A 24,365-nucleotide genomic window follows, 5' to 3' on the forward strand; every position below is an offset into this window, starting at 1 on the left:
GACTCTGATCGCTCAAATGCCAATTACATAAAATTTATTGCTAACGTGAATTTTGAGGTATACTTAGGTGACACACATGAGTGTTTCTTATCGGGGATGACTTGGATTCGACGCCGGTTACGAAACCTTGGGTGCATGCCGAGATGGCAGCGAATCTCGTAAATCCAAAGCTGTATTTTATTAGTTGCCAACGACGACAACTACGGTGCCCAACTCGCTGCGTAAGCAGCTTGTGAAGCGCTAACTAAGGGTTCGTCCCTTAGCAGTCTTCAGCAAGGTTCCAGTATCGCGCTGTAGACTGTTATACAGAACTGGATCGCCGCAAGCCATACCCGTGGGTAAGCGGTTAAACAAATTTCGGGATCGCCCTATACGTCCTGACCGCCGGGCTGTAATGGGTTAAATCAATAGACGGAGCTAAGCATGTAGAGCCTCTGGCAGAGTGCTGACGGACGCGGGTTCGACTCCCGCCATCTCCACCAAATTGCTGTCTCAGACAGCCCACGAAAGCCCCGCAAACCTAGTGTTTCCGGGGTTTTTGTTTATCTGGGCCATCCCAATTAATCTAACCCAAATCCAGCCATTTTTAGTGGGGTTAATTGCGGGGGCGAGCAGGTTTGCGCCACTGCCCCACCAAGAAAAAGCACTTGGCAGCAATTGCAGACCCTACTGAAATCGGGCGCCTACTAACTGCCATAGACGACCCCAATAGTAAGAGCAGCCCTAAAACCACCCCCTCTCTTACTCTGCCCGCTAGAGAATTGCGAAAACTTGAGTGGACGGAAATCAATTGGGATGCCAAGCACATAAAACTGCCCAACGAAAAAATGAAAATGGGCCAGCCACACATTAACCCTCTTGCTGAACAGGCTCTAGCCCTGGTCACTGGGCTATGACAATGAAACCATGACCGCCCCGGCTCCCGTGCAATGGCCCGTACTCTATTAGACCGCGACACTCGGCAGATTTAATTTAGAATTCGCGTTTTCATCAAGCAAAAACCTGAATGTGGCACATTCATCTCAAATCAGAGAGGTGAAACACATTCTTCAATGGATTTACGAGGATAAAGGGATATGTCCATCAACGAACATGCAACCAAGATACAGGTGAGTCGACTGGTTAACACCGCTCTGACAGCGATTAAGGATAAAGATCCGAGATTTGATCAGACTCTGGTTCGCACTCTGGATCAACTCAACTTAATCAGCCGGAACCTGAATACCGCCAAACATAACGTACAGCACTTTGCAGGAATGATGGCGAGCGGCGCTCATGGACAAAACGCCTACCGAGTCAATCAATCCATGAACTCGAAGCTGAGAACCCTTTCATCACTTGAAGCCTTCCTCGCAGAAGAGTGGAAAAAGCTTGGTAAAGCAGTTGACGCATATAGGACACAGCTACCATGGGAAGGCAAGACCGAATTGGAACTCCTGGATATGCTTGCGGGAGAAATCGAGTCGTTCGATAAATTACTTAAAAAAAACGTCATCAAAGTTCCAAAGCACCAGACCAATACACACCAAACGATGACCCTTCAAAGAGAAATCACGCAATTAAAGGCAATACCCGCTCAAACAGCGCCAAGTATGCTTGTCTTAATTTCCATCGGCCTTCGTTTATTTGCAATGTACGTCGGCTCTAAAAGAGTGAATAGCAATAGATAATCTCGATTTCCCTTTTGGCAGATCACTAGACGCTGGAACTTTTAATCCGGCAGGCTCAATGCCTGTCGGAGCCTTCTAAATAAGCGGGGCAAATCAATATTGTGTTAGGAATACCCATATTTCTACCCATTAACCTGCTTAAAACAATACTTTAAAGAACCCACTTCGCCACTCAATTCAAAAAGAACAAAGCCTCATCCATCGATCATGTGATGCTCTCCTTACAATACTCAGGAGATGCACATATACGCGAGAGAAAAGCCTACCCACAATTAAGGAGGCCGCTCACTTGTAGACGTCGATAAAGGTTTTTTCCACATAAGTAAGAGCCACCACCAGTGGAAAAATACAAATCTATTGGCAATAGTCTTCGCCGTTACCTTAGCTGTCATTAATGCATCAATAAAGCTCTACATTCTATACTTCAAGCACCCTTAAAAACTTAAATAAAGGACTGCCATGAGCAAGTCTGAGCACGAAGCGTTTATGCAAGCAGCCATTGAGGAAGCGCGCAAGGGCTTGGCCGCAGGAGGTGTTCCCACCGGCTGTGTAGTAGTTCGTGATGGAGAAATTATCGGCAGAGGCCACAATCAGCGTATCCAGCAGGATAGTGTTATCAAGCATGCTGAAATGGACGCATTGGAAAAGACTGGAAGGTTACGAGCAATCGAATATCAAAAGTGCACGCTTTATACGACCCTTTCGCCCTGCCCTATGTGCAGCGGAGCCATACGTCTATACGGGGTTAGGAATATTGTTATCGGTGAAAACACAACCTTTCAGGGAGATGAACTGTTACTCAGATCTGAAGGCATAAGCCTAACCATCCTAAATAATTATGACTGCATTAGTCTTATGAGTGAATTTATCCAGCAGCACCCTGAGATCTGGCATGAAGATATTGGCGAGTAAAATATATAAAAATATTGAATGAAATCGGAATTAAATCAAAAACAATAAAAAATTATTGCCATCTATATAGAGTAAGTATTCAACCCCTCGATTTTATGAGGGCCCCGCCGCCAAGGCCTCACTACAAAGTGAGTTAAAAAAACTCGACAAAAAAATATTCCAGCTAACACAGAATCGGAATGCGTTAGCTCAGTATGTTGACGAGCATCTACCGGATAGGGTTGAGATTTTTTCTTTTATCATTTAGACCAGAGTCATGCAGGTTTCCCACCATGAATATCGTGCCGCATCGCATTTTCACCCCCACTAAAAAGCCCAGTCTTATCCGTCTCTTCAAAATCTGATAACAGCTTTTTGGCACGTTATTTAGCCCTCTCCTTCCTCCGCTTTTCATATCCAAGGGAACGTTTTTGATCTGTCACACAATACTCATCCAGTAGCAAAAACCTCAAGAGCTATTGATAAAGCCTTTGCTGCTGCAATAGTCCCATAACTTTTCACCGAAAGGCTTCATTTAGAACATCTCAATAACGGCGCAAAAAATGTTATCAAACAAAAGACATCAATATTTTCCCTCATAATGCCTTCGACCTTGTTGGCTGGTGCCCTTTTGAAGAGTAACTTAGGACGGGTGGCAATTTTCTAGTAGGCCTGATGTTCGATTGCCGCATCAAAGAGGGCTCGTGGTGCTACCCGGCCACTCGCCTTTTCAAAAAACCAAACTAATGAAGATTACGGAGCATCATCATGGAAGAGACTCTCACACTCTCTCCCGACAGCCTGCATCGCCGACTCAAAAAGCAAACCGCATCTCTCACACTCTCTCCTGACGACCTGCAGCGCCTGCTAGGCAAGCAAGCCACACAACTAGATAGTTCGACCTCTCTCTCTTTCGAATTCACGCCAACATCTCAAACAGACCCATTGCGACGCGACCCCGTCCTGAGCAACCTATTGCAACATGAAGCTCGTATGCTCGAGTGGCTCGGTGAATCTGAAGGCAATGCACGCCAATTCGCGCTCGACCCAATTGCGACCTTTCAGCGGGTATGCGACCCGAGCCCCGAGCTGGTCGAGGAGCTGCGCGGCCTGTTTGACCGAGAAGAGCCAAGCGACTTAATTGAAGAAGAAATTGAAGAGCAGCAAGGTCTTCAAGAAGTTGAATCCTCGCCAGACCCAGACCTTTCGCAAGGCTGGGACTTAATCAGTGCCTCGACCCAAGGAGCGGTCAACAATTGGATTAGCGAGCTCTTCGAAGGCGACTCCGGCCAATGGTCCTTCAGCGGAAGTGTCGGCAAGGGCCCCGCCAAGGTTCGCTACGAGTTCGCATTTGATTGTCCCGCCTTTATTGATCCCGAAGACCAAAAGGCGACGCTCGACCTGCCCATCACAGGGTTCATCAAGTTCCCAGGTATCACAAGCAACATCGAAGATGCACAGGGCCAAAGCCCCGGTCACGCCCGGCTCGTTCTTGACCTCAACAAAATGCAAGCCAGCGCCAGCATCAACCACTATGGGCAAGTCACCGTGACCATCAAGAAGCCCAACTGGGACATGATGGAACTTGACCTCAGCGACGTTCAACTCTCAAAGTCGATCAAGGGCTTCGATATTACCGACGCGATGAAAGGAGCAGTCGACCAACTCATCTCAAGTTTTGATTGGCCCATCAAGTACACGGTTGCTCAACACACCCCCCTGCCCGCCGGGAACCTGGACATCGGGGTGATGTATACAGCCTTTGATGGCAACTCCGGCTCAAACCTGTTCGGACTAGGGATATGCCGTGGGAATCGCCAGCCAATAGACGCGCTTCTACCACAGACTATCCCTAGCAACTGTACATCGGCACTCATCGTATCCAACGACATCATTTTGACTTCGGTGGCTGCGGCGATTGCTGAAGCAACGCCACTGACCTCTTCGCAGCTGACGGTGACCGATACCTACCCCGAAAAAATGTACCTCAACACAGACGTCGAGGATGTGATTGAGGGTGCGCATATCAAAATCAAAGAAAATAACCTCCAAACGGCGTTCAACAACGACGGCGATCTTGTTATCAGTGCCGACATCAGGGTGAAGCGTGGGGCCATGACCCTGTGGGTCTACCAGACCCTAAAGCTCTCTGCGACGATAAGCTTCAACGCCTACGACGATGTGCTCAACATTCAGGTGAAAACAAAAGCGAAGCTCCCTTTCTGGTGGGCGTTCGTACCGCTTGGCTGGGTCCTTCAACTGATCATCTCGATTCTGAGTTCGAAGAAAGGGAGTGTCGACATCGCGATTCCCGGCTTCCAGGTCAAGAAGACAAATTCGCCCGCCTATCTTCAGATTGGTGGTGACTGGGCCTATATGCCAATCAAGCTTCATTCCACCCCAATCGCGCCTCCGAATATTCAGATGATGCACATCAATCAGCAGCTGGATGAAAACGGCGGAAGGTTCCGGTTTGACTTCAGCAGATACGGCTCAGAAGTGACGAGCTTTATCGTTGCCGCCACCTACTGGTTCTTCAAATACGAAGGAAGCACGGACCACCAGACGCAAACGCTGGGCCTGTCACTCACCCAGGTTCACAACAAGAATGCCGTCCTAACCGTCACTCCTGACGCCACTTTGTACGGCCAGAAGAAAGGCTTAAGCCCCTCAGCCTCCCAATTGACATTGTCGTGCATCGCAGTGGTCGACGGCCCCAAAGACGGTGTGATCTTACCGAGAACCATCACCGGTATCCCCGATGAATCAACCAGCCCATACATCCCCCTCGATGAGCCAGAGGCTTATGCTGCCCTTGGAGGCTGGGCGTGCGAGTACCACAAGGACAACGACCCGAGCGAACCCCCAAAGGCTCACCATGTTCGCACCATTGAGCTCGATGCAACCACCGCAGTTCCGAACAACTACGAAGTGGGTATCCAATCGACTGCACAGATGCACGATGACTCGGGCAACAATGCCATCGCATCGATTGATGGCAATCTCATTGAGCTGAGCAAGAGCCCCCCTCTGATCGCAAAGTACGTGACAAACCTCCAAAAAACGAGTGATGACGCGTATGTTGAGATGGGCCAGCCTATAAGCGACGCAGCAGTGTTCCTGTCTGGCTATCGCGTCCACTACGACAGCAGTGACCACGACATCCGGCAAGTCGGCGGAGGTTCGGAAACCTACTCCACGTCAGGCTCGCAGGTCATACTGCACAATCCACACGCACTGATCGGCGACGGCGACTCGGGGAACAGCAAGCACACTCAAGAAAACAGCGAATCACACGTGTCGTTTCTAATTATCGCAGTACCGGAGTAAATCGCGCGGTTGCTCGGGTGGCCATTGCACGCCCGGGCAACCCATGCGATACCTGGCGACCTCTAGGCTGGTATTTGGTGGCACTCGACTGCTAGGGAGCCTCTGAATAACTCCGTAATGCCTCTGCGAGTCTTGAAGGCCCGCCCTTCGGGGCTTGCAGAGCGATTCACACTCCGCGTTGCGACTTCTTGAAAGGTCTAGACATTCCTGCAAAGCCGCGCCTTGATTGTGAACCGCTCTGAAAGCCAGAGGTATCACGGAGTTATTCAGAGGCTCCCTAGATATTCTCAAGAGGAAGATTTACTCGTATCAGTAGCAGCTATCTATTCAGGTTGGAGTATCAGCCTAAATTTACACAATAATTTACCACTTTCTACCGGATAACTGATTAGGCTCCCCCGCATAATAAAGTTTTTGATCATCGCTATCCTCAGTGACATTGCGAAAGCAATCCACATTTATCTATAGCTTCTTTATTAATCATTCTAAATTTAAGGATGGTAAATAATTGATAATGCTTTTACATTTATATGCGAACTGCTAAAGGACTTCTGGTCGACTATAAGATCGAATTAAAATCAGCAACTTTTAATTTGATAATTTTTTACCATATCGAACAAAATTTTTGAAAATAGCTTGACTGAATTATTCTGTGCTTTATTACCTACAGTTAAATAAAGAGACACTGTATAGGAAAATCCATGAATCATATCAATTTTACATAGCTCATTTGACTGAACATCCTCGGCAACCATATGCACCGGCAACCTGCCATAACCTAGCCCCCCCTTTACAAGGCGATAGGCCTCGTTCAAGTTGGAAACGGAGCATTTCACATTTGGCGAAAGCCAACCGAAAGAAACATCCATCGACCCGGAGTCTGCTACTAGAACTTGAGTCTCTCTCTTCAGTTCATAATAAGAAACATTTTTTTGGTTAGATAAGCTATGTTCTGGGCTACACACTAAGATAAATTCAACATCTAGCAATTTATCACTTAAGAAACCGGGGGGTGGAGTCATACCGATACATAAATCCACCGCATTATTAAGAAGTAACGCATTAGTTCCAGACATCGCTTGCTCCTTGATAGACAAGCGGACATTTTTTTGCTGGCTGTGAAACAATTTCAAAGTAGCATCGAGAATACTCTTTGGAAATGAAGTATCTACTGCAATACTCAACGTAGCTGCCGCCCCCTGTTTTAGCTGGCCAGCTAGATTCTCAATGTCATAATGTTGTCTCAGTAACACCTCAACTTGCTCACTCAAAAGTAAACCGGCATGATTTAATTTGGTTTTCCTTCCATCTTTTTCAACCAGAGTTAAACCTAAGGTATCTTGAAGTTCTTGTAGCGTATAACTAATTGTAGATTGACTCTTGCCAAGTTGATCAGCAGCTTTTGATACTGAGCCTTCCTTCCTTAAAGCATCCAAAGCTTCTAATTGTTCGAGCGTGGTTTTCACGGAAGTACACCATATATCGATAGATTCGATCCATATTATCTTTGCCGTAACTACTAATCAAACATGATGTAGGATTTCTCGCGTTTTAATAATTACCGGAAATGTCTACAATGCTTAAATCCATTACTACACTGCTGGCTGGTGTAGCTTTTACTGTGAATGTGATTGCCCAAGAGCCCGTGTGGGATGGCAATACAGTCATCCTTGAATCTCAAAAGGTTTCAGATGGCATATATGCTGTAATACCTTCAGACGCCTCTGAAAAAGCTGGCAGTGGCTATCCTATTGCAACAAGTGGCGGATTTGTTATCGGCGAAAACTCTGTTCTGGTGATAGAGTCAATGATAAATGAGCGCCTTGCCGAACAAATGATATCGTTGGTCAAGGCTGAAACAGATAAACCCATCAAGTATTTAGTTAATACAAGTTATCACGGTGATCACTCATATGGAAACTATGTTTTTCCAAGCAGTGTATCTATTATCCAGCATGAAAGTGCAAAGGATTATGTAGATAACTACTTCGAGCAAGATACTGCGTTCATGATTAGTAACTTCGGTGAAGGCAGGGGAATTGAGGATGTAATACCCAAAACCGGCGATATCTTAGTCCCCAAAAACGGAAGTATTTCTATTGATTTAGGAGGCAAAACTGTAGACATAGATGATTTTGGTTTTGCTCAAACTGGCGGCGATCTATTCGTCTCCGTTAAAGGAGAGAACATACTTTGGACAGGTAATCCCGTAGTCTCTACCAAACCTGCCTTACCTTGGCTGCTTGATGGCCATCTATTAGAAACATTAGCAACCATGAAATATGTATATGGAGCAATAGATGAATCTACACTAGTTATCCCTGGTCATGGCCCAATTACAAACCGTTCAGCAATAAAATGGCATATTGATTACTTGACTGCACTTAAAAATAAAGTGGAAAAGGCAATTGCAAGAGGACTATCCCTTGAGGAGACGGTTGAGAAAGTTCAACTACCAAAATACCAAGGGTATGCCCTTCACGGGTGGGTTCACTCTGGATTGAATGTCCCCGCAGCATATAAAGAGCTTTCCTCTTCTAAAGTTAAATAACCCTCTGATCTCATTCCTCCATAAGCGCTTACTATACCTCCTGAGTAGGTAGGTGAGCGCTTTCAAATCTAAGAAATCTAGTATGTCATATTCAAAATATATATGGCGAAAACGCCTAATCTTAATGGGTGCCGCCACGGTTTTGGCTGCATGTAAAAACGCAACCATCGCAAATGAGGGGATGATAGAAAATTTCGACAGTGCCGTTTATGCGGATATGATCATTATTAATGCAAAGGTAACGACCCAAGATAAGAACAAGCCAGTTGCCCAGGCCATAGCGGTTAGAGACGGAAAGATTCTGGATGTAGACACCGATGAAATAATACATCAGTACAGAGGTGAAACGACTGAAGTTATTGATGCGAAGAATAGACGAGTTATACCGGGCTTGATCGACTCTCATTCACACTTCTTGCGTAGCGGATTAGCTTATACGAGGGAGTTACGTTGGGACGGTGTGCCCGATCTAAAGACAGCATTAAACATGTTGTCGAAGCAGGCAAGTAGAACACCAAAAGGTGAATGGGTAAGAATTATAGGTGGCTGGTCTCCATGGCAATTCAAGGAAAAACGGTTGCCAACTATTGCTGAAATTAATAAGGCAGCTCCCGACACCCCAGTATATATCCAATATTTCTATAGTGTTGGAATGCTTAACCAAATGGGTATGGATAAACTTGGAATCAACAGAAATACGGAAGATCCAAAGGGCGGAAAATTTGTACGTGACTCACATGGAACACCCACAGGGTTAATGCTAGCACAGCCACATCCTGGAATTTTTTACGGCAAGATCGCAGCTCTGCCAGACACTTCAGAAGAAGTAAAAGTAAATTCAACAATTCACTTATTTCACGAACTGGCAAAATTTGGTTTAACGTCTGTTATTGACGCTGGAGGTGGCGGGTTCGGTTATCCCGATGGATATAGTGTCGCAGAAAAACTGGCCACAGAAGGAAAACTACCACTGAGAACATCCTTCTATTTATTTGCACAGAATCCAGGGAAAGAGCTGGAAGACTACCACGATTGGACAAGGGGAAATAAAGCGGGGACAAACACTGACAGTACTAAAGAGCACGGCTTTGAAATTGATGGAGGAGGTGAGTATCTACTATGGAAAGCTGGAGACTTTGAAAATTTTAGATCCGACAGACCAGTGTTGGATGCCGATATGGAAAAAGATCTAACGCCAATTATTGAGTTACTGGTAGAGCGTAGATGGCCATTTAGGATTCATGCAACCTATGATGAATCAATTACCAGGATTTTAGACGTTATTGAAGACGTAAATAGCTATAAACCGCTACGCGGACTTCGATGGTCGATTGAACATGCCGAAACGATAGGCCTGAAAAATATCGAGCGTATAAAGTCACTTGGTGGCGGCGTTGCCATTCAAAGTCGTATGGTATTCCTTGGTGATGACTTTTCTGAACGGTATGGAGCTGAAAAGGCAAAAGCTACACCTCCATTGAGAATGCTTGTCGATAAAGGTATCCCTATTGGTATGGGTACTGATGCCACACGGGGCTCAACCTTTAACCCTTGGGTAGGCCTACACTATTTAGTCACCGGTGAAACCGTCAGTGGCCGCAAGCTCTATGAGTCATCAAATCTTTTAACGCGAGAAGAGGCGCTCAGACTTTATACAATTGGCAGTGCCTGGTTCTCAGGAGAAGAGCATATCAAAGGAAGGTTGTCTAAAGGTCAATTAGCAGATTTTGCAATTTTGTCGAAAGATTACATGGAAGTCCCCCTGAAAGAAATCAAGTCAATCAGATCTGTACTAACTGTTGTAGATGGAGAGGTTGTATATGGAGATGGGGATTATCAGTCTTTATCGCCAAAACTAGAGCCCCTTCTGCCTAGTTGGTCACCTGTAAAATTCTATGGCAGCTACTGGCCATAAATAGCTTCCACAGAAAGGCCACTTTAAGTAGTGGCCTTTATAAAGAGAGTTAAGCCTTGACTTCCCTTGCCCCATTCAAAAATAAACTGTTTTTGATCATTTGGACTGCAACATTAATCTCAAATACAGGAACATGGATTCATGAGATTGGTGCAAATTGGCTAATGATTTCACTAACCTCATCACCATTTTGGATCGCTATGGTTCAATCTGCAGCATCCTTACCTACACTATTTCTTGCGATTCCAGCTGGTGCCTTCGCAGATATTGTCGACAAGAAAAGATATTTAATAATATTACAAATATGGATGTTCCTGCTCACCTCCATATTATGCCTTCTTACAGCAACCGGATCGACATCTATTTTATCGTTACTGACGTTAACCTTTTTAATTGGTATCGGAACTGCATTAATGGTGCCAGTCTGGTCTTCTATAACACCACTAATAGTAACCAAAGCAGACTTACCCCAATCCATAGCCCTAAATAGCATGGGAATTAATCTGGCAAGAGTGATTGGTCCAATACTCGGCGGAGTACTTTTGATCTATTTTAACCTGGAGGTACTTTTCGCTTTAAACGCTATTTCTTTCTTATGTGTCATAATCGCTCTTAGCTATTGGACACCGAATAGAAACGGCGCAACAATTCAACATAGTGAGAATTTCGTATTAGCAATAAAAAATAATCTGAAATACATAAAGCGAGAATCAAAACTTCAACATGCACTGGTTCGAGCGTTGTCGTTTTTTATTTTTGCTAGTGCTCTATGGGCGTTACTCCCCACTTTTTCATCTCAATTATATACAGACGATCCAAAAGCATACAGTTTATTAATGTCATTTTTAGGGCTCGGTGCAGTAAGTGCTGTGTTTTTCACCAATAAGCTCCGCACAATCTTTAAAGTAGATAATTTACTGTGTATCGCATCTATTGGCTATGCTACATCCATGTTATTACTGTCATTTCTAACCAGCTATACCCATGTATCAGTAGCAATGTTCACTGCGGGATTTTGCTGGTTACTCTTTTTATCTCCGCTTATTCTGGCTACTCAGGAAATGCTACCAAATTGGATAAGGGCAAGAGGAATGTCATTTTTTATGGCAACATATATGGGCGCTATGGCTATAGGAGGTATGCTCTGGGGAAAAACAGCTTCCTACGCAGGAACATCAAATACGCTGCTAATTGCTTCATGTTTTTTGCTTGTCGCAACAGTATTTGTAAGAAATCAGCTTGTAGGCCCTGCAGACCAGGAGGCCTTGAATATCCCCTAGCAGAGTAGACCTAAAACTCTTATTTTAATAACTTATGATACCAATAAGGAGCTCCCACTATAGCCTTGAAAAATCAACTGTCATTAAGCTTGAAAAAAGTAAACCCATAATAGCTATTCTCAAAGGCACAGAAAGCACCCATGGAAGGGATACAAGCTTTTAATCCCGATTAAGACAAAATACTCATAAATACCATGAAACTCTAATCCACAACCGCCAAAGAACCTAAAGACAAGCAACTCACTATAAGTATTTATCACAAAAATAGTTGAGTCCAATACATATTAGTTTTCTAACTGTTATCTAATTTACCTTTCCCGGAAAGACAACTTAAAACTAATATAAGCCCACTTATTGGAACAATAAAACAGATACGACGTTGTAAACCGGCACCTCATTTTAACATCACCTCAAAATATAATGTTCCACTCTATTATTTTTGTATCAACATATCTAACAATGACTGTAATCCACTTAACCCAGCCAGCTTCCTCTGACAATTCTAATAAATCGAACGAATACATCTATATATTCATATTTTACCACTGTCGATATGGCTTTAAACTTCCCCACATGGGTCTTTATCTGAACTATGTTCATCAATAGTCTTCCTTTGAAATTTAAAAGTGGAGCATGAATAGACACAATCAATCTGATGAAGCCTTTGATCCTACCCATCAACAACGAAGCCGATTAATTCAAGGAATTTACTATGTCAAACGGTATTAGAGAATTAAAGTTCTCAACATCTGGTGAACAGGGTTCTGATGGAGCCGGAGTAAAGCTAACTCGCTTGATTGGGACACAAAACCTGGAAATGCTGGACCCCTTTCTTCTATTGGATTCATTTGAAAGCGACAACCCCAATGAATATATTGGAGGCTTTCCCAACCATCCGCATAGAGGTTTTGAAACTGTAACTTACATGATAAATGGAAAAATTAGACATAAAGACAATATGGGAAATGAAGGTGTTATAGAGCCAAATGGCGTGCAATGGATGACTGCAGGTAAAGGTGTCATACATTCGGAAATGCCTGAGCAAAAAGATGGATTGTTAAGGGGCCTTCAACTGTGGGTTAATTTGCCTAAAGATAAGAAAATGATTGATCCTGACTACCAGGAGTTTGAAGAAAGTCAAATTTCGTCTGAAGCAACTACAAAAGGCCAAAACATCAAAGTCATTGCTGGGACAACTAATTTAGGCACAGAAGGTGTTGTGGAAAATAGATACGTTTACCCCACCTATATTGATGTAACCTTGGCGCAAGACCATAAATTTGTACAGAATCTAGAAGAAACACATAATGCATTTATTTATGTAATTGAAGGTTCTCTAAATACGGGATCAAAGAAGTCAAAGTTGGATGAGCGTCAACTAGGTATTTTAACAAAAGGAAGCCAAGTTTTAATCGAAGCCGGTGGTAAAGGTAGCCGCTTCATACTAGTTGCGGGGAAACCTCTAAATGAGCCGGTAGTTAGGGGCGGCCCTTTCGTAATGAATACAAAGGAAGAGCTTTTTCAAGCATTTTATGATTTTAATAATAACACGTTTTAGAATTATCATGTGATTCTACTGACTAAGGGCACTATAACTTGGAAATATTGAAACCGATGGTACTTTTTCAAAGGTACTATAAAATCTGGAAATGAATTCCTAAAGGTAATCAGGATGTACTGAAATAGTTCGATCAGATTTGAGTATGGATAGAATTCGTAACCCAGTATTCGAGCCTTTCATACAATATTTCTTAAGACCACAAATTAGTCTGTCCCGTAGCGATTATGCGTGCCACTATTTTCTGAGTTCACAAAATAAAAACCGCAAGACCCACGTAGATAATAATCACCTTTATTATAAGGGGCTCTAATGCCACAACATCAATACAACCTACAAGCTCCCCCTGCCGGTATAGTAGGCCAAGAGCAAACCAGGGTGGAGGTTATCAAATGTGTTATTGATGGAGCAGCAAGATGATCCACTTATCGTATACGGGAGTTTCAACCACTACTTAAAGCCAATTGTTATAAAATAGTTAGAGTTACAAGCTTTCTGTCTAGCGCCAAGTTTTCAAACCTCTAGCTTTCCTATAGGCTAGTGTCACTCATTAGAATGAAAGTAACTAAAAGAGAATATTGAATAAAGTTTAATTCAGGTAGCAGATTGCATTGACCTTCAAGTTACCTGGAGTTGGTTCTGGTAATAAGCCATTTAAAGGTCGGTAACTCATTAACTTAAGAGTTGCCTGGTTTGTGGCGACTTATTTTTGATCTCTGGTCTTGACACACCTACACCAAGTTTCATTGAATGCTACTCAGAACCACCACTCCTTGCGCAAACCATGTAAGGGTTACAATGTATCGACTAATTGATTAAATGAACTGGAAAATAGGGAAATCGAAGTATGACCAACGCATGGATGATCCGCGCCGGGCGCGGTGGTATTTACAGTGAAGACTTCGAGAAAGGCTTTGCCGCAGTGGGTTGGTCACAGCTGGGAGACCTAAGCCAGTATTCAAGCACCGAGCACTTGCGGGATGAATACATCAAGGTTTACGGCAATGACAAGCCCTCGGCCACTGCCAACGCCCTCGCTATGATCCTGAAGTTTCGCGATCAGATTGCCGCTGGCGATTATATTGTGAGCTACAACCCGGAAACCCGTAATTACCTATTAGGGGTCGATAAAGGGGAATACCTCTACCAGCCGGATATTATCGGTGACTACGCCAACCTGCGTAAGGTGGAGTGGCTCGGCAAAGTCAGCCGCGACCAGCTGCCCCAGAAAGCAAAGAACTCCCTCGGCTCCACCCTCACCCTCTTCTCCCTAAGTCAGGAAACCATAGATGCCTTCTTAAACATATTCGAGGGCCGTACAGTAACGCCCCAGGAAGACGAAGCCGCAGAAACCGATAGCGCACAACTCAAAGACGAAACCGTGGCCCAGAGCCATGAATTAATCAAAGATAAGATTGCCGCACTGCTGCCCGAGGAAATGGAAGAACTGGTGGCGGCGATACTGCGCGCAATGGGTTTTAAGGCTAAGGTATCTCCCAAGGGCCCGGATCGCGGTGTGGATGTGATCGCCTCACCGGACGGCCTGGGCCTTACCCAGCCGCGCATTAAAGCCGAGGTTAAACATCGCAACGGCTCCATGGGCGCCCCCGCCATCCGCGGCTTCATCGGCGCCCTCCGGGAGGGGGATTCTGGCCTGTTCGTCAGCACCGGCGGCTTCACCCGCGAAGCCCGCTACGAAGCCGACCGCTCCACCTTTCCCCTCACCCTAGTGGATCTCGATGACCTGGCCGATCTTATCGTCAGCCATTATGAAAGCTTCGATTTGGAAGGCCGGGCACTCATGCCGCTGGTGCGGATTTATTGGCCGGTGGATTAAGGGCACTTTCGCATGGATTCACCTAACTGTATTTTTAATATGGTTAATGTAGAAAGGCTTTAACAACCTAAAAGACACGAAATCTCAAAAAATTGACTGGATTTCTCATTCGAAAGAATCCAAATCTTGATAAAATCCCGGTAAGGGATTAGCCCATTCAGCATTATGTAAATTTCTTGGGTGATAGTAATACGGAGATAAGTTGTGGAATATGATCATGGACAGCGTGTAACCCCAGAGGTTTGGGAGTTATCGCCACTCGACCTATCCATCTATCAGTACGAGCAAAGGTGTAAGAACTACCACTATCGTAAGTGTAAAGTGCCTAATGAAACTGAGGCACAACGTGAAAAACGATTGAAAGACCTGAAGGAAGCTCGCAGGCTGTTAGATCTTGAATATGGCCGCATCATGTCTTTGATATCTGTTGATGGTCAACTTCAAAAATATCGTGATGAGCATAAGAGTTTATCTAAGAAGGAAAGACGCAAATAATATAAAGAAGAAGAGCATCACCCAACAAAGGTATTGGAGGAAAACCTCAGGTTAGCTGGACGTGCTCAGCCTAGCCCTAGATTCACAGCTCATCATTTGGTAGAGGGCAAAGGAAAGCTTCCAACCACCAAGCAAGCTCGATTACTTCTCTTTAGGAACGATATTAGAATTAATGATCCAGACAACGGAGTTTGGATGCCCCGTGATGAAAGTGATCGGGGGCACTGGTCCATGCCAAGTGCTGTCCCTCACAGTCGTATCCATACTCACAACTATGAACGATGGATATATGGTCAGATTCAACATTTAAAAACAGAGGCAGAGATTAGAACTAAGCTCTCGATATTAAGAGCCCACCTTATGAATGGCACCCAACCTGAGCAGGTGTTAAAGAAACCAAACGAACAATGGGATGGCCGAAGTGACATATAAAATCAGCTTTAATTACACGGATTTCTATAACTTAGATTTAGACCTTGAAGAACTTGGGGATACCCTTGATGAAACTCTGGGTGAAGATGAGTTCTACAGTTATAGCTGGGACAATATCTCTCTTAAAGATTATTGGGTAGATATAGGCGCAAAGTTTGTAGACGTCGGGCTTAACAACAATGCAAACCCCGATATTACAACATGGAATGGCGCAAACTTAGTATTATCGCCGCATGCCTATGACAAACTGAAAAACCACCTCAGCTCATTGGGGGAGTTTCTACCACTCACCATCAACAATCAGACTTATTTTGTTTTCAACTGTCTAAATACTGTGCAGGCGGACAAAAGTGTAAGCGAAGCAGACATTGTGGATAATTTATGGATGGGAGTGAAAAGCATAGGATTTGATGAAAGTAGCGTTAAAGACAATCTAATTTTCAAGAGCAAGTTTGACCGCTGTTCAGCGCTCTATTGTGGAGATAAGTTCAAAAATTTAGTAGAAGAGCTAGGCCTTAAGGGGCTTATATTCAATAAAGACCTCCTAACCTCTTTTTAATTTATACGTTAGTGGCACAGTAAATTGGAAAGTAAATTCGTACAAGATAATTAGTATATTGAGTAAAATGAAAACCTAATATTTGCAAGCGATGATTGAATTTAGCGAGCACGAAACCACTATCAAGGGTGTGGCATTATATTATTCCAGAGAATTAGAAAATCAATTTGCCGAGGATCTCATACTCGGAATAAATGATATCAATTCCGCTAACGAAGCCAGAAAGCTCACCCAGTTTTTCTGGGACATGGCAGACCAAGCAGCTGAAGATTACCAGGCCGACGAAGAGTTAGAGTTTGAAGTGGATCTTGAGACCTGCATGGAAAGACTAATGAATATCTTCATCGGCTATACCAAAAGAGCAGGCTTTAACCAACAATGGATTGAAGAATCCAATAGGATTAACGGTTCATAGTCCCCATTAAAAGGATCACTATTTTGGGTTCCATTTTCAATGATCAATTGCTATTCGGCAAAATGAACTCATAAAAAATATAGGCGCCCAAATAATCTTATTGGATTTTATTAAGTTTTCTTCAGCGTCAAAGCTGCGTAGAATCGATTGATATTTATCAAGATTCTGGGCAATGATAAAACCGGCTTCGACAAGCCAACAGCCTAAGATAAAATAAGAATACCGAGAATTTTCTAAAAGACCCACTCTCAAAGGAGAACGGTAGCGTGACGTAAGAGACAGTAAAAGGCGCTGACCCAAGGTGCGGCAACACCCGGGGCCAGCTAACCAAATTGATACCATAATTATCAAAGGTCGAGTAGACCAAAGGAACTTCCCCTTCGACCTCTCACAGAACCGTACGTGAACCTCTCAATTCATACGGCTCTTCGTATTCAGCACATTTTCAATCTTCCCATTCTCCAGTGTGCAAACAAGCCGCGCATTTGTTGACGAACTTTTCCAATAAAGGCCCAACTCTTGAAACAGCTTCGCTTCAGATGCTTAAACTTCTTCCTGGCCCAACGCATCAGTGTTTGGTCAAGATACTTCTGAAGTCGATAAACACCATATCTCCGCCCAAAGTGACCATAGTAGTTCAGCCAACCCTGTATTGCGGGATTAAGTACTTTTGCCATTTCAGATAGTGATCGATCCACCCAGTTTATTACTCGCCATTGCCTGACCTTATCCTTAATCCTCTTGAAGGCCTTAGGGCTCATTGAAGGACTAAATGCGGTGAAGATCTGTCCTTGGCGATTCCTTGCTTTTCTGGGACCAAATCGAAAGCCCAGAAAGTCAAAGTGGATCACTGGGTGGGAGTCTTTACGATTACTGTTCTTGCAATAGACCTTGCGCGTTTTCTCTGGATGAGCCTCAAGCCCGCAGGTAGTCAAGCGTGCTTTTAGAGCCGCCAGTAAGCGATCCGCCTCTCGAGGATTACGACAATGGTAAACAGCATCATCCGCGTAACGCTCAAAAGGAATATCTCTGTGCGTTCTCACCATCCAGGCGTCCAGCGCGTAGTGCAAAAACAAGTTTGCCAGTAGAGGGCTGATTACACCCCCTTGTGGAGTACCTTGTGTTCGCTCTTCAAGCTGTCCGTCCCGATGTTGTACTGGAGCCGTTAACCAGCGCTGTACATAGAGTCTGACCCACTGATGATTATTATGTTTATCTAATGCCTTCAGCAGGAGTTCGTGATTAATATTGTCAAAGAAACCCTTGATATCTAAATCAACTACCCAGATTCTATCCCAGCATCGTTGTCGAGCTCGGCGCACTGCGTCTATAGCAGATTTGCCTGGCCGATAGCCGTAGGAGTCAGGGTGAAATACCTTCTCCAATTCTGGCTCCAGCAGTTGCTTAGCCACCATTTGCGCAATGCGATCTTCGATTGTGGGGATACCCAGTGGTCGCAGGCTGCCATCGAGTTTCGGAATATCCACTCGTTTGACGGCTGATGGAAAATAGCTGCCAGATGACATCCGATTCCATAGCTTGTACAGGTTTTTGGCGAGATTCGATTCATATTGCTCTATCGTTATCTCATCAATCCCCGCTCCGCCGCCATTGGCCTTGATCTGCTTCCACGCTTCCCAAACCGCTCGCTTGGGAATATTGAATGGCTTTGCGCTAATCGTTAATTCCTCCCCATCTGGGTTGATTACACGGTTAGTCGCCGAATACGACAACCCCTTCGCTCCACGTCCATTACAGCCGCTTCTCCACTACTACGGGTTGTTCCGCCCCTGTGACCAGTCTTGGTACTCAACGTCTTGCAGGGCCTCTACTTGACGCTCTTCCTTAACACCTGGACGACAGGTTCTCCTGTTCCACCCAAAAGCCTGTTGTGTGTTCACGCCACCTCTATGCCGGATGCCACTCGGTCGGTAAACAGGTAACCTCCAAGCTTATCCCCGCACTTAGCCAGTGCACGGGTTTTGACATCATCTTGGTAATACGCTTTCGACACCTCATCAGTGGTTCATTTGCATTCGTCTCTACACAACATACCTGACGTATCTCGTACGCCTTTTCCTCAAGCGCTTCTAACCAAAGCTCTTTACTCCGATCACCTTGAGGGGGTTTGTTATCACTTCCTGCAAAGCGATAACGGAGGGCCGACCTCCATCTCCTGGATAGCACGTATTTTTTTTATTTATAAAAATAAAAAATAAAAAAATACTCAGGACGCACTGGCTCCATGAATGGTACGCTAGAAACCCACTCGTCTTCAATAAAAGGTTGCAAATTCAGTAACCTGAGGCGATTCCCCAAGCACTGGGAGTCTAGCGCCCGCCTTTTCTTCTTTTACGCCTACCGTTCTCGCGCCCCTCCTAATACCTGCAACCGATATTACTTTCCTGGCCTTCCCCTTGCGGGAGGTTTGCCAATGCTTTGCGTCTCATTAGGAAACCAATATGTTGATTTTAAACCGCCGTACTGGCGAGAACCTCAGGATTGGGGAAAACGTCTCAATCACAATATTAGAAGTTAAAGGTAATCAGGTGCGGGTAGGCATAATCGCCCCCAAGACCTTGGCGGTTCACCGCGAAGAAATTTATAGGAGAATCAAAAGACAACAGAGGCAAGACAATGGGGATAAAAAGCAAATTTTTCCAGTAGAGTGAGCCCTAACAATCCTGCTTTGGTCCTACTACTTCAAAAACGATAACTACCGCAACCCTTGTGTAATCGAAAAATCTGTCCAGCATTTAGGGCTTCCTTATTCCAGAGGCCCTAAATGCTGGACAGAAAACTTTAACAGTGCTTAGGCAAGGTCAATTAATGTAACAATTTGGCCAGCTGTACCACTTAATGCAGAAGATACAAAAGCCGGCAAAATACGTTGTTCTATCAAGCCCAGAGTTTTGTCATCATCTCTGTGGCCCGTGATCGCAATCACTAAATCAAGGTCTTCAATAGTCATTACATACTGGCCACCACCGCCCCAGCCAAACTTCGCGATATATTTTTTGTCGCCAACCTTCAGGGGCGTTCGCCAGAAGAAGTAGCCGTATGAAAAATTGGTATAGTCAAACTCATCATCTGTGGGAACAGCTACTTTTCCGGTGGCCTTAGCAATAAACGCTTCAGGGATTAACTGGTGGCCGTTCCATTTTCCCTTATTAAGTACCAAAGTGCCCCACTTAACCATACTGCGCGATGTCATCATGGCCCTTGACCCTGCCTGGGGCACGCCGCTGACCGCTTCCTTCCAGTGGTAGTTGTCGATCTCCATCTTCTCTAGCAGCTCTTCTTTAATAAAGTCGCTCGCGGAACCGGGAACAACAGCATCCAGCACCAACATTGCGATCATTGGGTCTGAGCCTTGGTATAAGTAGGTTTGCGATTCTGAGGTTATCGGTTTGCTATGGCTTAAATAGATTTGGGCCAGCTTTTTTCCTGTCAAATGCTCTGGATTTTCCAGTAAGGCATCCCGTTTTTTTTCATCAATACGAATTCCAGATTGCATACTCATGGCATGGTTCAATGTCACAAGATCTGCGCCTTTAACAAGCTTCGTCCTATCCAGCCCTTTCAGGAGGGAAGTGACGGGCTTATCTAAGTCTTCCATGGTTAAATAGCCCAACTGTATCGCCCGCCCAATCGCCAGGGCTGTATAGGCCTTGCTGGCAGAGGCTTGTGGGTGCGGAAAATTAACACGACCAAGGGAATAGTAGGATTCAAATACCAGTTTGTTATTTTGAGCAATTAGTAGGCTATCGTAGGGTGTGTGTTGGTTGTCTGCTATTTCCCGTGCCAGTTTTTCCAAGCTCTCCTTGATGGTATCGATTTCACCAACAGGAATACCGTCTTTTCTATCCGCTGGGGCTGTATCAATAAATGCTGTTTTAAGCTTTGGTATTGATCTCTCCAGGCCTGTGAGGTCGCTACTATAGTCGGCCATATTGACTTCTGGTGCCTGGAGGTCTCCTGCGCTTACAGTAGTACATATCCCGTACGTTAGCCCGATTGTGATTAGCTTCTTGATAAGCATTTTATATCCTATATTTAATTTTTAACGGTTTATTAATATGGCTCGATATACTATTGATTAGTGTTTCACTTTATCCGCAAGCCAATAAATACTGCGTATTGAAGTCTTTGGAAACGCCGTTGTGTGATTAGCCGATTCAATAACCACCGGTTCTATGGATAAGTTAGCCAGCTTTTGGCTCTTTAACTCACTAACAAACCTTTCTACCGTCGCACCCAGCTCCTTTTCTAAAGCGCCGTAGGCAATAAATACATTGGTTTGTTTTGGTAGTTCTATCAATGGTTTGTTAGGCTCTAGTTCAAGACGAGAATCCATATAAGTGCCGATCAATCTTGATGGGCTACCGATAATGTAGTTCTGAAAAGTATCCGGTTGGCTTATTAAGGCATAGACTCCAAAGAGACCACCAAATGAGTAACCGAAATATGTCCGATTATCTGGATTCGCGCGGTAATTGCTTTCGATATACTTTATAACGTCATTTCTGATAAAGGCGAGATGCTGATGGGCCTCTCCTTTAAAGGATTCTTTATCGTTAGCTTTATTATCTGAGGGTAGTGTTGGTTTAAAGTCCCGATATCGACTCGACCATTCATTTTCATCAGCTGGCATACCTTTCCGCCAGCCAATGCCCACCAAAATTGCATCTTCCAGTGCATACTCTGTGGTGGCCGACAGTATTTCAACCGCCCACAAAGCATCTGTATAATAAATAACCGGATGCTTTTTGGTGTCACTCTCCTTATATTTCTCAGGCAGCTTGATATACAGCTCGTATTCCCTGTTATTGCTGGAGTCCTGAATGGGTATCACTTGGATTGTGGATAACTCCAGGGCTTTATGCTCACCGGCTTCAAGGGCAGCGATAGGTAGCAACAGGAGAAAGGCGACTAGTAAACGCTTTTTCATATCAGTATTTATACCGTTACATGTGATCGGAGAAGCGTTCAATCTAAACAAGGAGCCTATGAAACACCTGAAGTGCCCCTGACTTTTGAATGACTTTGTTCTGTTGCTATAAAGTGCTTATTTATCAACAAGTTACAAAGTCTGCTTTAGCTGTAATCAGGGTTTATGCTAGTATCCATTGCCAAAATTTAGCTCATATTTTGTTCAGGTAGATACATCAATGACTTCACAATATTGGGTGGGTGACTTCTTTGTTGATTTATCCAGAAACCAGATCACCCGACATGAGCACTCGCAAACTGTCCCCCCTAAAGCCCTTGCTGTCTTAACCCACTTGGCAAGACATCAGCGAAAAGTGGTGAGCCAGGATGAGCTACTGTCTGAGGTCTGGCCGGATACAATAGTCACACCCAATACGCTGCAAAGAAGTATTGCGCAACTTAGAAAAGCCTTTGGGGAAGATCGGAAGCAGCAGTCTTATATTAGGACCCATGCGAAACAGGGTTATAGCCTGGAGTGCGATATTGTTTGGCAAGATGGTGATTCTATTCCACAGGGTAAGACAGCACCGGAAGAGGAAGCTCCCTCCCCTACTCCCCCTGAGCATGAAATAGATATAACACCGGTTAATCCAAACCACCAAGCCCAGACGATCAAACCAAATCGATTTCCAATCTTTGCACTTGTCGGGTTGGTATTATTAGTATTTGTTATATTTAAACACTCTCCGCCCGAGCAAAGCTCTCAGCTTGTATTTGATCGATTACAGGCGGTAACTGCAACTGACCGTAAAGAGTTTAGCCCCTCTTATTCGCCTGACGGTGAATATATTATATTTAATCGTTACTTAGATAAGCTCTGCGTTAATAAAATCTGGGCCAGAAATATTCATACACAGAAGGAAACAGAGTTAACCCCAGAATGGGGTACTTATGGCCGCCATACATTATCACCGGATGGCAAAAAGCTGGTATTTATTTCTGAAGAAGACTGCACCATACCGCTAACCCAGAATACCTGTTACAACCTGGTAAGCCTGGATTTCCAAAAAGCACTAGTGAGCCCACAGCAGCCAAATGTTTTAATGCGCTGTAGAAATTCCGCGATTAAGAACCCGGTATGGCTAAATAATAATGATCTCGCTATTTTGCACAAAGAGACTGACCGTTGGCGGTTGATCAACTATTCAGTCAAGGATAATGCCAGTCGGGTTCTTTATGACCTGGAGAATGGAAACCTGGCCTATTTTGATTACTCAATAAGTGAAGGGTTAATAGCCGTAACCAGTCATCATCAAGATGGCCAGCTTTATATAGATATGCTGGATTCCAAGGGGGCGCTTTTATCCAGCCACCCGATAGACTATCCGGATGAAATCCCCCAGCGCAGGACCATATCCCCTAACTTTTCGCCGCTTACAGATGAGTTAATCTTTAGCACAGGGCGGCGACTCTTCTCTCTCACTTATGATGGAAAGGTCAGTAAGCTTGATTTACCCCTGGATCAGTCTGCCAGCTCGCCGGAATTCCACCCAAATGGGCAGAGGGCACTTCTGATTAAGGGCCGATACGATAGTGACATTGCATCAATACCGCTTAACCAACCTGAGTCAATCGATACACCTTCGGACGAAGATGTAAGCGAACTCTACCCAAGCACAACACGGTCGATTTTGGGAGAAGATGATGGCATTTTCCAACCCAATGGCAACTTGATTGCATTTACATCCAGGCGCTCTGGTGAAGATCAGGTGTGGATAACTGATGGCAGCGATTTACGGCAAGTCAGCCAGTTTCCAATGGATACCAATATCTACGGCATTAACTGGTCTGCCGACGGCCAAAGCATACTGGCGAGTGCCAATCAGATACTGACTAAAATCTCCCTGAACGGTAACAGAGAAGCCTTCTCACTAGTCCATCCAGTTGACCGGCTATTCCAGTGGGATAGTGTGAGTAACCTCGCACTATTAACTTTAACAGTTAAAGGCGTTACAAAGTTTGCAGAAGTAAACTTGGATAATCTTGAAGTTAGCATTATCAACGATACCCAAGTTAACTGGGCCCAACGAAGCGAAGATGGCCGGCTGATCTATATGGATCATATGAACCGCTTCTGGCAACCCGGCCCAGCGGAAGATCAACTAATCGAAGAGCTGGTTCATCAGGGTAGTGAGAAAAGGTTTGTGCTCAAAGAGAATGTGATTTACTCAATCAATCGAGATGATCAGCTGTGGTCATACGATCTCAGCACTGGTGACTTTTCTATCTTGAGGGAAGTGCATAGGGATATCGATTACCTGACCGATATTAATCAGGAAAACCTTATGATTACCTATGTTGTTGCCGCCAAAAAGGAAGTGGCAGAGTTATTCTTACGGGAATAGAAATATAGCCTATTTTAGTTTTAAAAAATAAGATGGTTCGCTATAAACCATCTTACTTCCCAACCGCGATTTAATTCAAGATATCACTCTTTTTT

The 24,365-nt window shown here is 44.5% G+C and carries 19 protein-coding genes and 1 other RNA gene; 16 read left to right on the forward strand and 4 right to left on the reverse strand.

Translation table 11 applies throughout. The features are described 5' to 3' along the window. Positions 1–92 precede the first annotated feature (92 nt). The 5 genes from ssrA (at position 93) to ACJJI1_RS04160 (ending at position 5,891) form a co-directional block, all read left to right on the forward strand. Positions 93–482, forward strand: a transfer-messenger RNA (tmRNA) gene (gene ssrA, locus ACJJI1_RS04140). A 135-nt stretch (positions 483–617) separates the two neighbouring features. Beyond that, positions 618–896: a site-specific integrase gene (locus tag ACJJI1_RS04145; protein WP_157954157.1), complete on the forward strand. Its 279-nt coding sequence runs from the start codon at positions 618–620 to the stop codon at positions 894–896. Positions 897–1,076: 180 nt separating this feature from the next. After that, positions 1,077–1,670: a hypothetical protein gene (locus tag ACJJI1_RS04150; RefSeq protein WP_444915563.1), complete on the forward strand. Its 594-nt coding sequence runs from the start codon at positions 1,077–1,079 to the stop codon at positions 1,668–1,670. Between the two features lie 459 nt (positions 1,671–2,129). After that, positions 2,130–2,582 carry a nucleoside deaminase gene (locus ACJJI1_RS04155; RefSeq protein ID WP_444958620.1) on the forward strand — a complete coding sequence of 151 codons (453 nt, stop codon included), beginning with the start codon at positions 2,130–2,132 and terminating at the stop codon, positions 2,580–2,582. Between the two features lie 747 nt (positions 2,583–3,329). Further along, entirely contained in the window at positions 3,330–5,891 is a 2,562-nt protein-coding gene (locus ACJJI1_RS04160) for a hypothetical protein (protein WP_444958621.1), read from the forward strand. A gap of 578 nt (positions 5,892–6,469) precedes the next feature. Here the strand turns inward: ACJJI1_RS04160 and ACJJI1_RS04165 are convergent. Continuing rightward, positions 6,470–7,357: a LysR family transcriptional regulator gene (locus ACJJI1_RS04165; protein ID WP_444958622.1), complete on the reverse strand. Its 888-nt coding sequence runs from the start codon at positions 7,355–7,357 to the stop codon at positions 6,470–6,472. A 110-nt stretch (positions 7,358–7,467) separates the two neighbouring features. Here ACJJI1_RS04165 and ACJJI1_RS04170 point away from each other — a divergent pair, with 110 nt between their 5' ends. From ACJJI1_RS04170 to ACJJI1_RS04210, 9 genes are all read left to right on the forward strand, one after another. Further along, a complete protein-coding gene (locus tag ACJJI1_RS04170) occupies positions 7,468–8,442 on the forward strand; it encodes an MBL fold metallo-hydrolase (protein WP_444958623.1) in 975 nt (324 codons plus the stop codon). An 82-nt stretch (positions 8,443–8,524) separates the two neighbouring features. Further along, entirely contained in the window at positions 8,525–10,357 is a 1,833-nt protein-coding gene (locus tag ACJJI1_RS04175) for an amidohydrolase (RefSeq protein WP_444958624.1), read from the forward strand. Between the two features lie 56 nt (positions 10,358–10,413). Then, entirely contained in the window at positions 10,414–11,637 is a 1,224-nt protein-coding gene (locus tag ACJJI1_RS04180) for an MFS transporter (protein WP_444958625.1), read from the forward strand. A gap of 712 nt (positions 11,638–12,349) precedes the next feature. Then, positions 12,350–13,195, forward strand: coding sequence for a pirin family protein (locus tag ACJJI1_RS04185; protein ID WP_444958626.1), 846 nt, complete (start codon positions 12,350–12,352; stop codon positions 13,193–13,195). An 847-nt stretch (positions 13,196–14,042) separates the two neighbouring features. After that, on the forward strand, positions 14,043–15,032 hold the full coding sequence (locus ACJJI1_RS04190; protein ID WP_444958627.1) for a restriction endonuclease: 990 nt from the start codon (positions 14,043–14,045) through the stop codon (positions 15,030–15,032). A 204-nt stretch (positions 15,033–15,236) separates the two neighbouring features. Beyond that, complete coding sequence (locus ACJJI1_RS04195) at positions 15,237–15,527, forward strand: hypothetical protein (protein ID WP_444958628.1); 291 nt, start codon at positions 15,237–15,239, stop codon at positions 15,525–15,527. Positions 15,528–15,623: 96 nt separating this feature from the next. Beyond that, entirely contained in the window at positions 15,624–15,959 is a 336-nt protein-coding gene (locus ACJJI1_RS04200; protein WP_444958629.1) for an AHH domain-containing protein, read from the forward strand. Further along, positions 15,940–16,518 carry a hypothetical protein gene (locus tag ACJJI1_RS04205; protein WP_444958630.1) on the forward strand — a complete coding sequence of 193 codons (579 nt, stop codon included), beginning with the start codon at positions 15,940–15,942 and terminating at the stop codon, positions 16,516–16,518. Before ACJJI1_RS04200 ends, ACJJI1_RS04205 begins: the two co-directional genes overlap by 20 nt. A gap of 82 nt (positions 16,519–16,600) precedes the next feature. Next, positions 16,601–16,933 carry a hypothetical protein gene (locus tag ACJJI1_RS04210; RefSeq protein ID WP_444958631.1) on the forward strand — a complete coding sequence of 111 codons (333 nt, stop codon included), beginning with the start codon at positions 16,601–16,603 and terminating at the stop codon, positions 16,931–16,933. Between the two features lie 434 nt (positions 16,934–17,367). Here ACJJI1_RS04210 and ltrA read toward each other — a convergent pair whose 3' ends face one another. Beyond that, positions 17,368–18,666: a group II intron reverse transcriptase/maturase gene (gene ltrA, locus ACJJI1_RS04215; protein ID WP_282931929.1), complete on the reverse strand. Its 1,299-nt coding sequence runs from the start codon at positions 18,664–18,666 to the stop codon at positions 17,368–17,370. A gap of 729 nt (positions 18,667–19,395) precedes the next feature. Here ltrA and csrA point away from each other — a divergent pair. Continuing rightward, positions 19,396–19,605, forward strand: a complete 210-nt coding sequence (csrA, locus tag ACJJI1_RS04220) for a carbon storage regulator CsrA (RefSeq protein ID WP_282931298.1) — start codon at positions 19,396–19,398, stop codon at positions 19,603–19,605. A 140-nt stretch (positions 19,606–19,745) separates the two neighbouring features. Here the strand turns inward: csrA and ACJJI1_RS04225 are convergent, their stop codons facing one another. Both ACJJI1_RS04225 and ACJJI1_RS04230 read right to left on the reverse strand, forming a co-directional pair. After that, positions 19,746–20,750, reverse strand: a complete 1,005-nt coding sequence (locus tag ACJJI1_RS04225; RefSeq protein WP_444958632.1) for a serine hydrolase domain-containing protein — start codon at positions 20,748–20,750, stop codon at positions 19,746–19,748. A gap of 282 nt (positions 20,751–21,032) precedes the next feature. Then, entirely contained in the window at positions 21,033–21,884 is an 852-nt protein-coding gene (locus ACJJI1_RS04230; protein ID WP_444958633.1) for an alpha/beta hydrolase, read from the reverse strand. Between the two features lie 220 nt (positions 21,885–22,104). On the opposite strand from ACJJI1_RS04230, the gene ACJJI1_RS04235 reads away from it, so the two are divergent. Beyond that, positions 22,105–24,270 (forward strand): winged helix-turn-helix domain-containing protein, encoded by a 2,166-nt coding sequence (locus ACJJI1_RS04235; protein WP_444958634.1) that lies wholly within the window; start codon positions 22,105–22,107, stop codon positions 24,268–24,270. Positions 24,271–24,365 lie beyond the last annotated feature (95 nt).

Source organism: Microbulbifer maximicatervae (SeqCode), assembly GCF_052467065.1.

Excerpts from the sequence above, each read along its gene's own strand:
- csrA (WP_282931298.1), top strand. The coding sequence starts at position 19,396 with ATGTTGATTTTAAACCGCCGTACTGGCGAGAACCTCAGGATTGGGGAA.
- ACJJI1_RS04150 (WP_444915563.1), top strand. The coding sequence starts at position 1,077 with ATGTCCATCAACGAACATGCAACCAAGATACAGGTGAGTCGACTGGTT.
- ACJJI1_RS04190 (WP_444958627.1), top strand. The coding sequence starts at position 14,043 with ATGACCAACGCATGGATGATCCGCGCCGGGCGCGGTGGTATTTACAGT.
- ACJJI1_RS04175 (WP_444958624.1), top strand. The coding sequence starts at position 8,525 with ATGTCATATTCAAAATATATATGGCGAAAACGCCTAATCTTAATGGGT.
- ACJJI1_RS04205 (WP_444958630.1), top strand. The coding sequence starts at position 15,940 with ATGGCCGAAGTGACATATAAAATCAGCTTTAATTACACGGATTTCTAT.
- ACJJI1_RS04160 (WP_444958621.1), top strand. The coding sequence starts at position 3,330 with ATGGAAGAGACTCTCACACTCTCTCCCGACAGCCTGCATCGCCGACTC.
- ACJJI1_RS04230 (WP_444958633.1), bottom strand. The coding sequence starts at position 21,884 with ATGAAAAAGCGTTTACTAGTCGCCTTTCTCCTGTTGCTACCTATCGCT.
- ACJJI1_RS04185 (WP_444958626.1), top strand. The coding sequence starts at position 12,350 with ATGTCAAACGGTATTAGAGAATTAAAGTTCTCAACATCTGGTGAACAG.
- ACJJI1_RS04155 (WP_444958620.1), top strand. The coding sequence starts at position 2,130 with ATGAGCAAGTCTGAGCACGAAGCGTTTATGCAAGCAGCCATTGAGGAA.
- ACJJI1_RS04235 (WP_444958634.1), top strand. The coding sequence starts at position 22,105 with ATGACTTCACAATATTGGGTGGGTGACTTCTTTGTTGATTTATCCAGA.
- ACJJI1_RS04170 (WP_444958623.1), top strand. The coding sequence starts at position 7,468 with ATGCTTAAATCCATTACTACACTGCTGGCTGGTGTAGCTTTTACTGTG.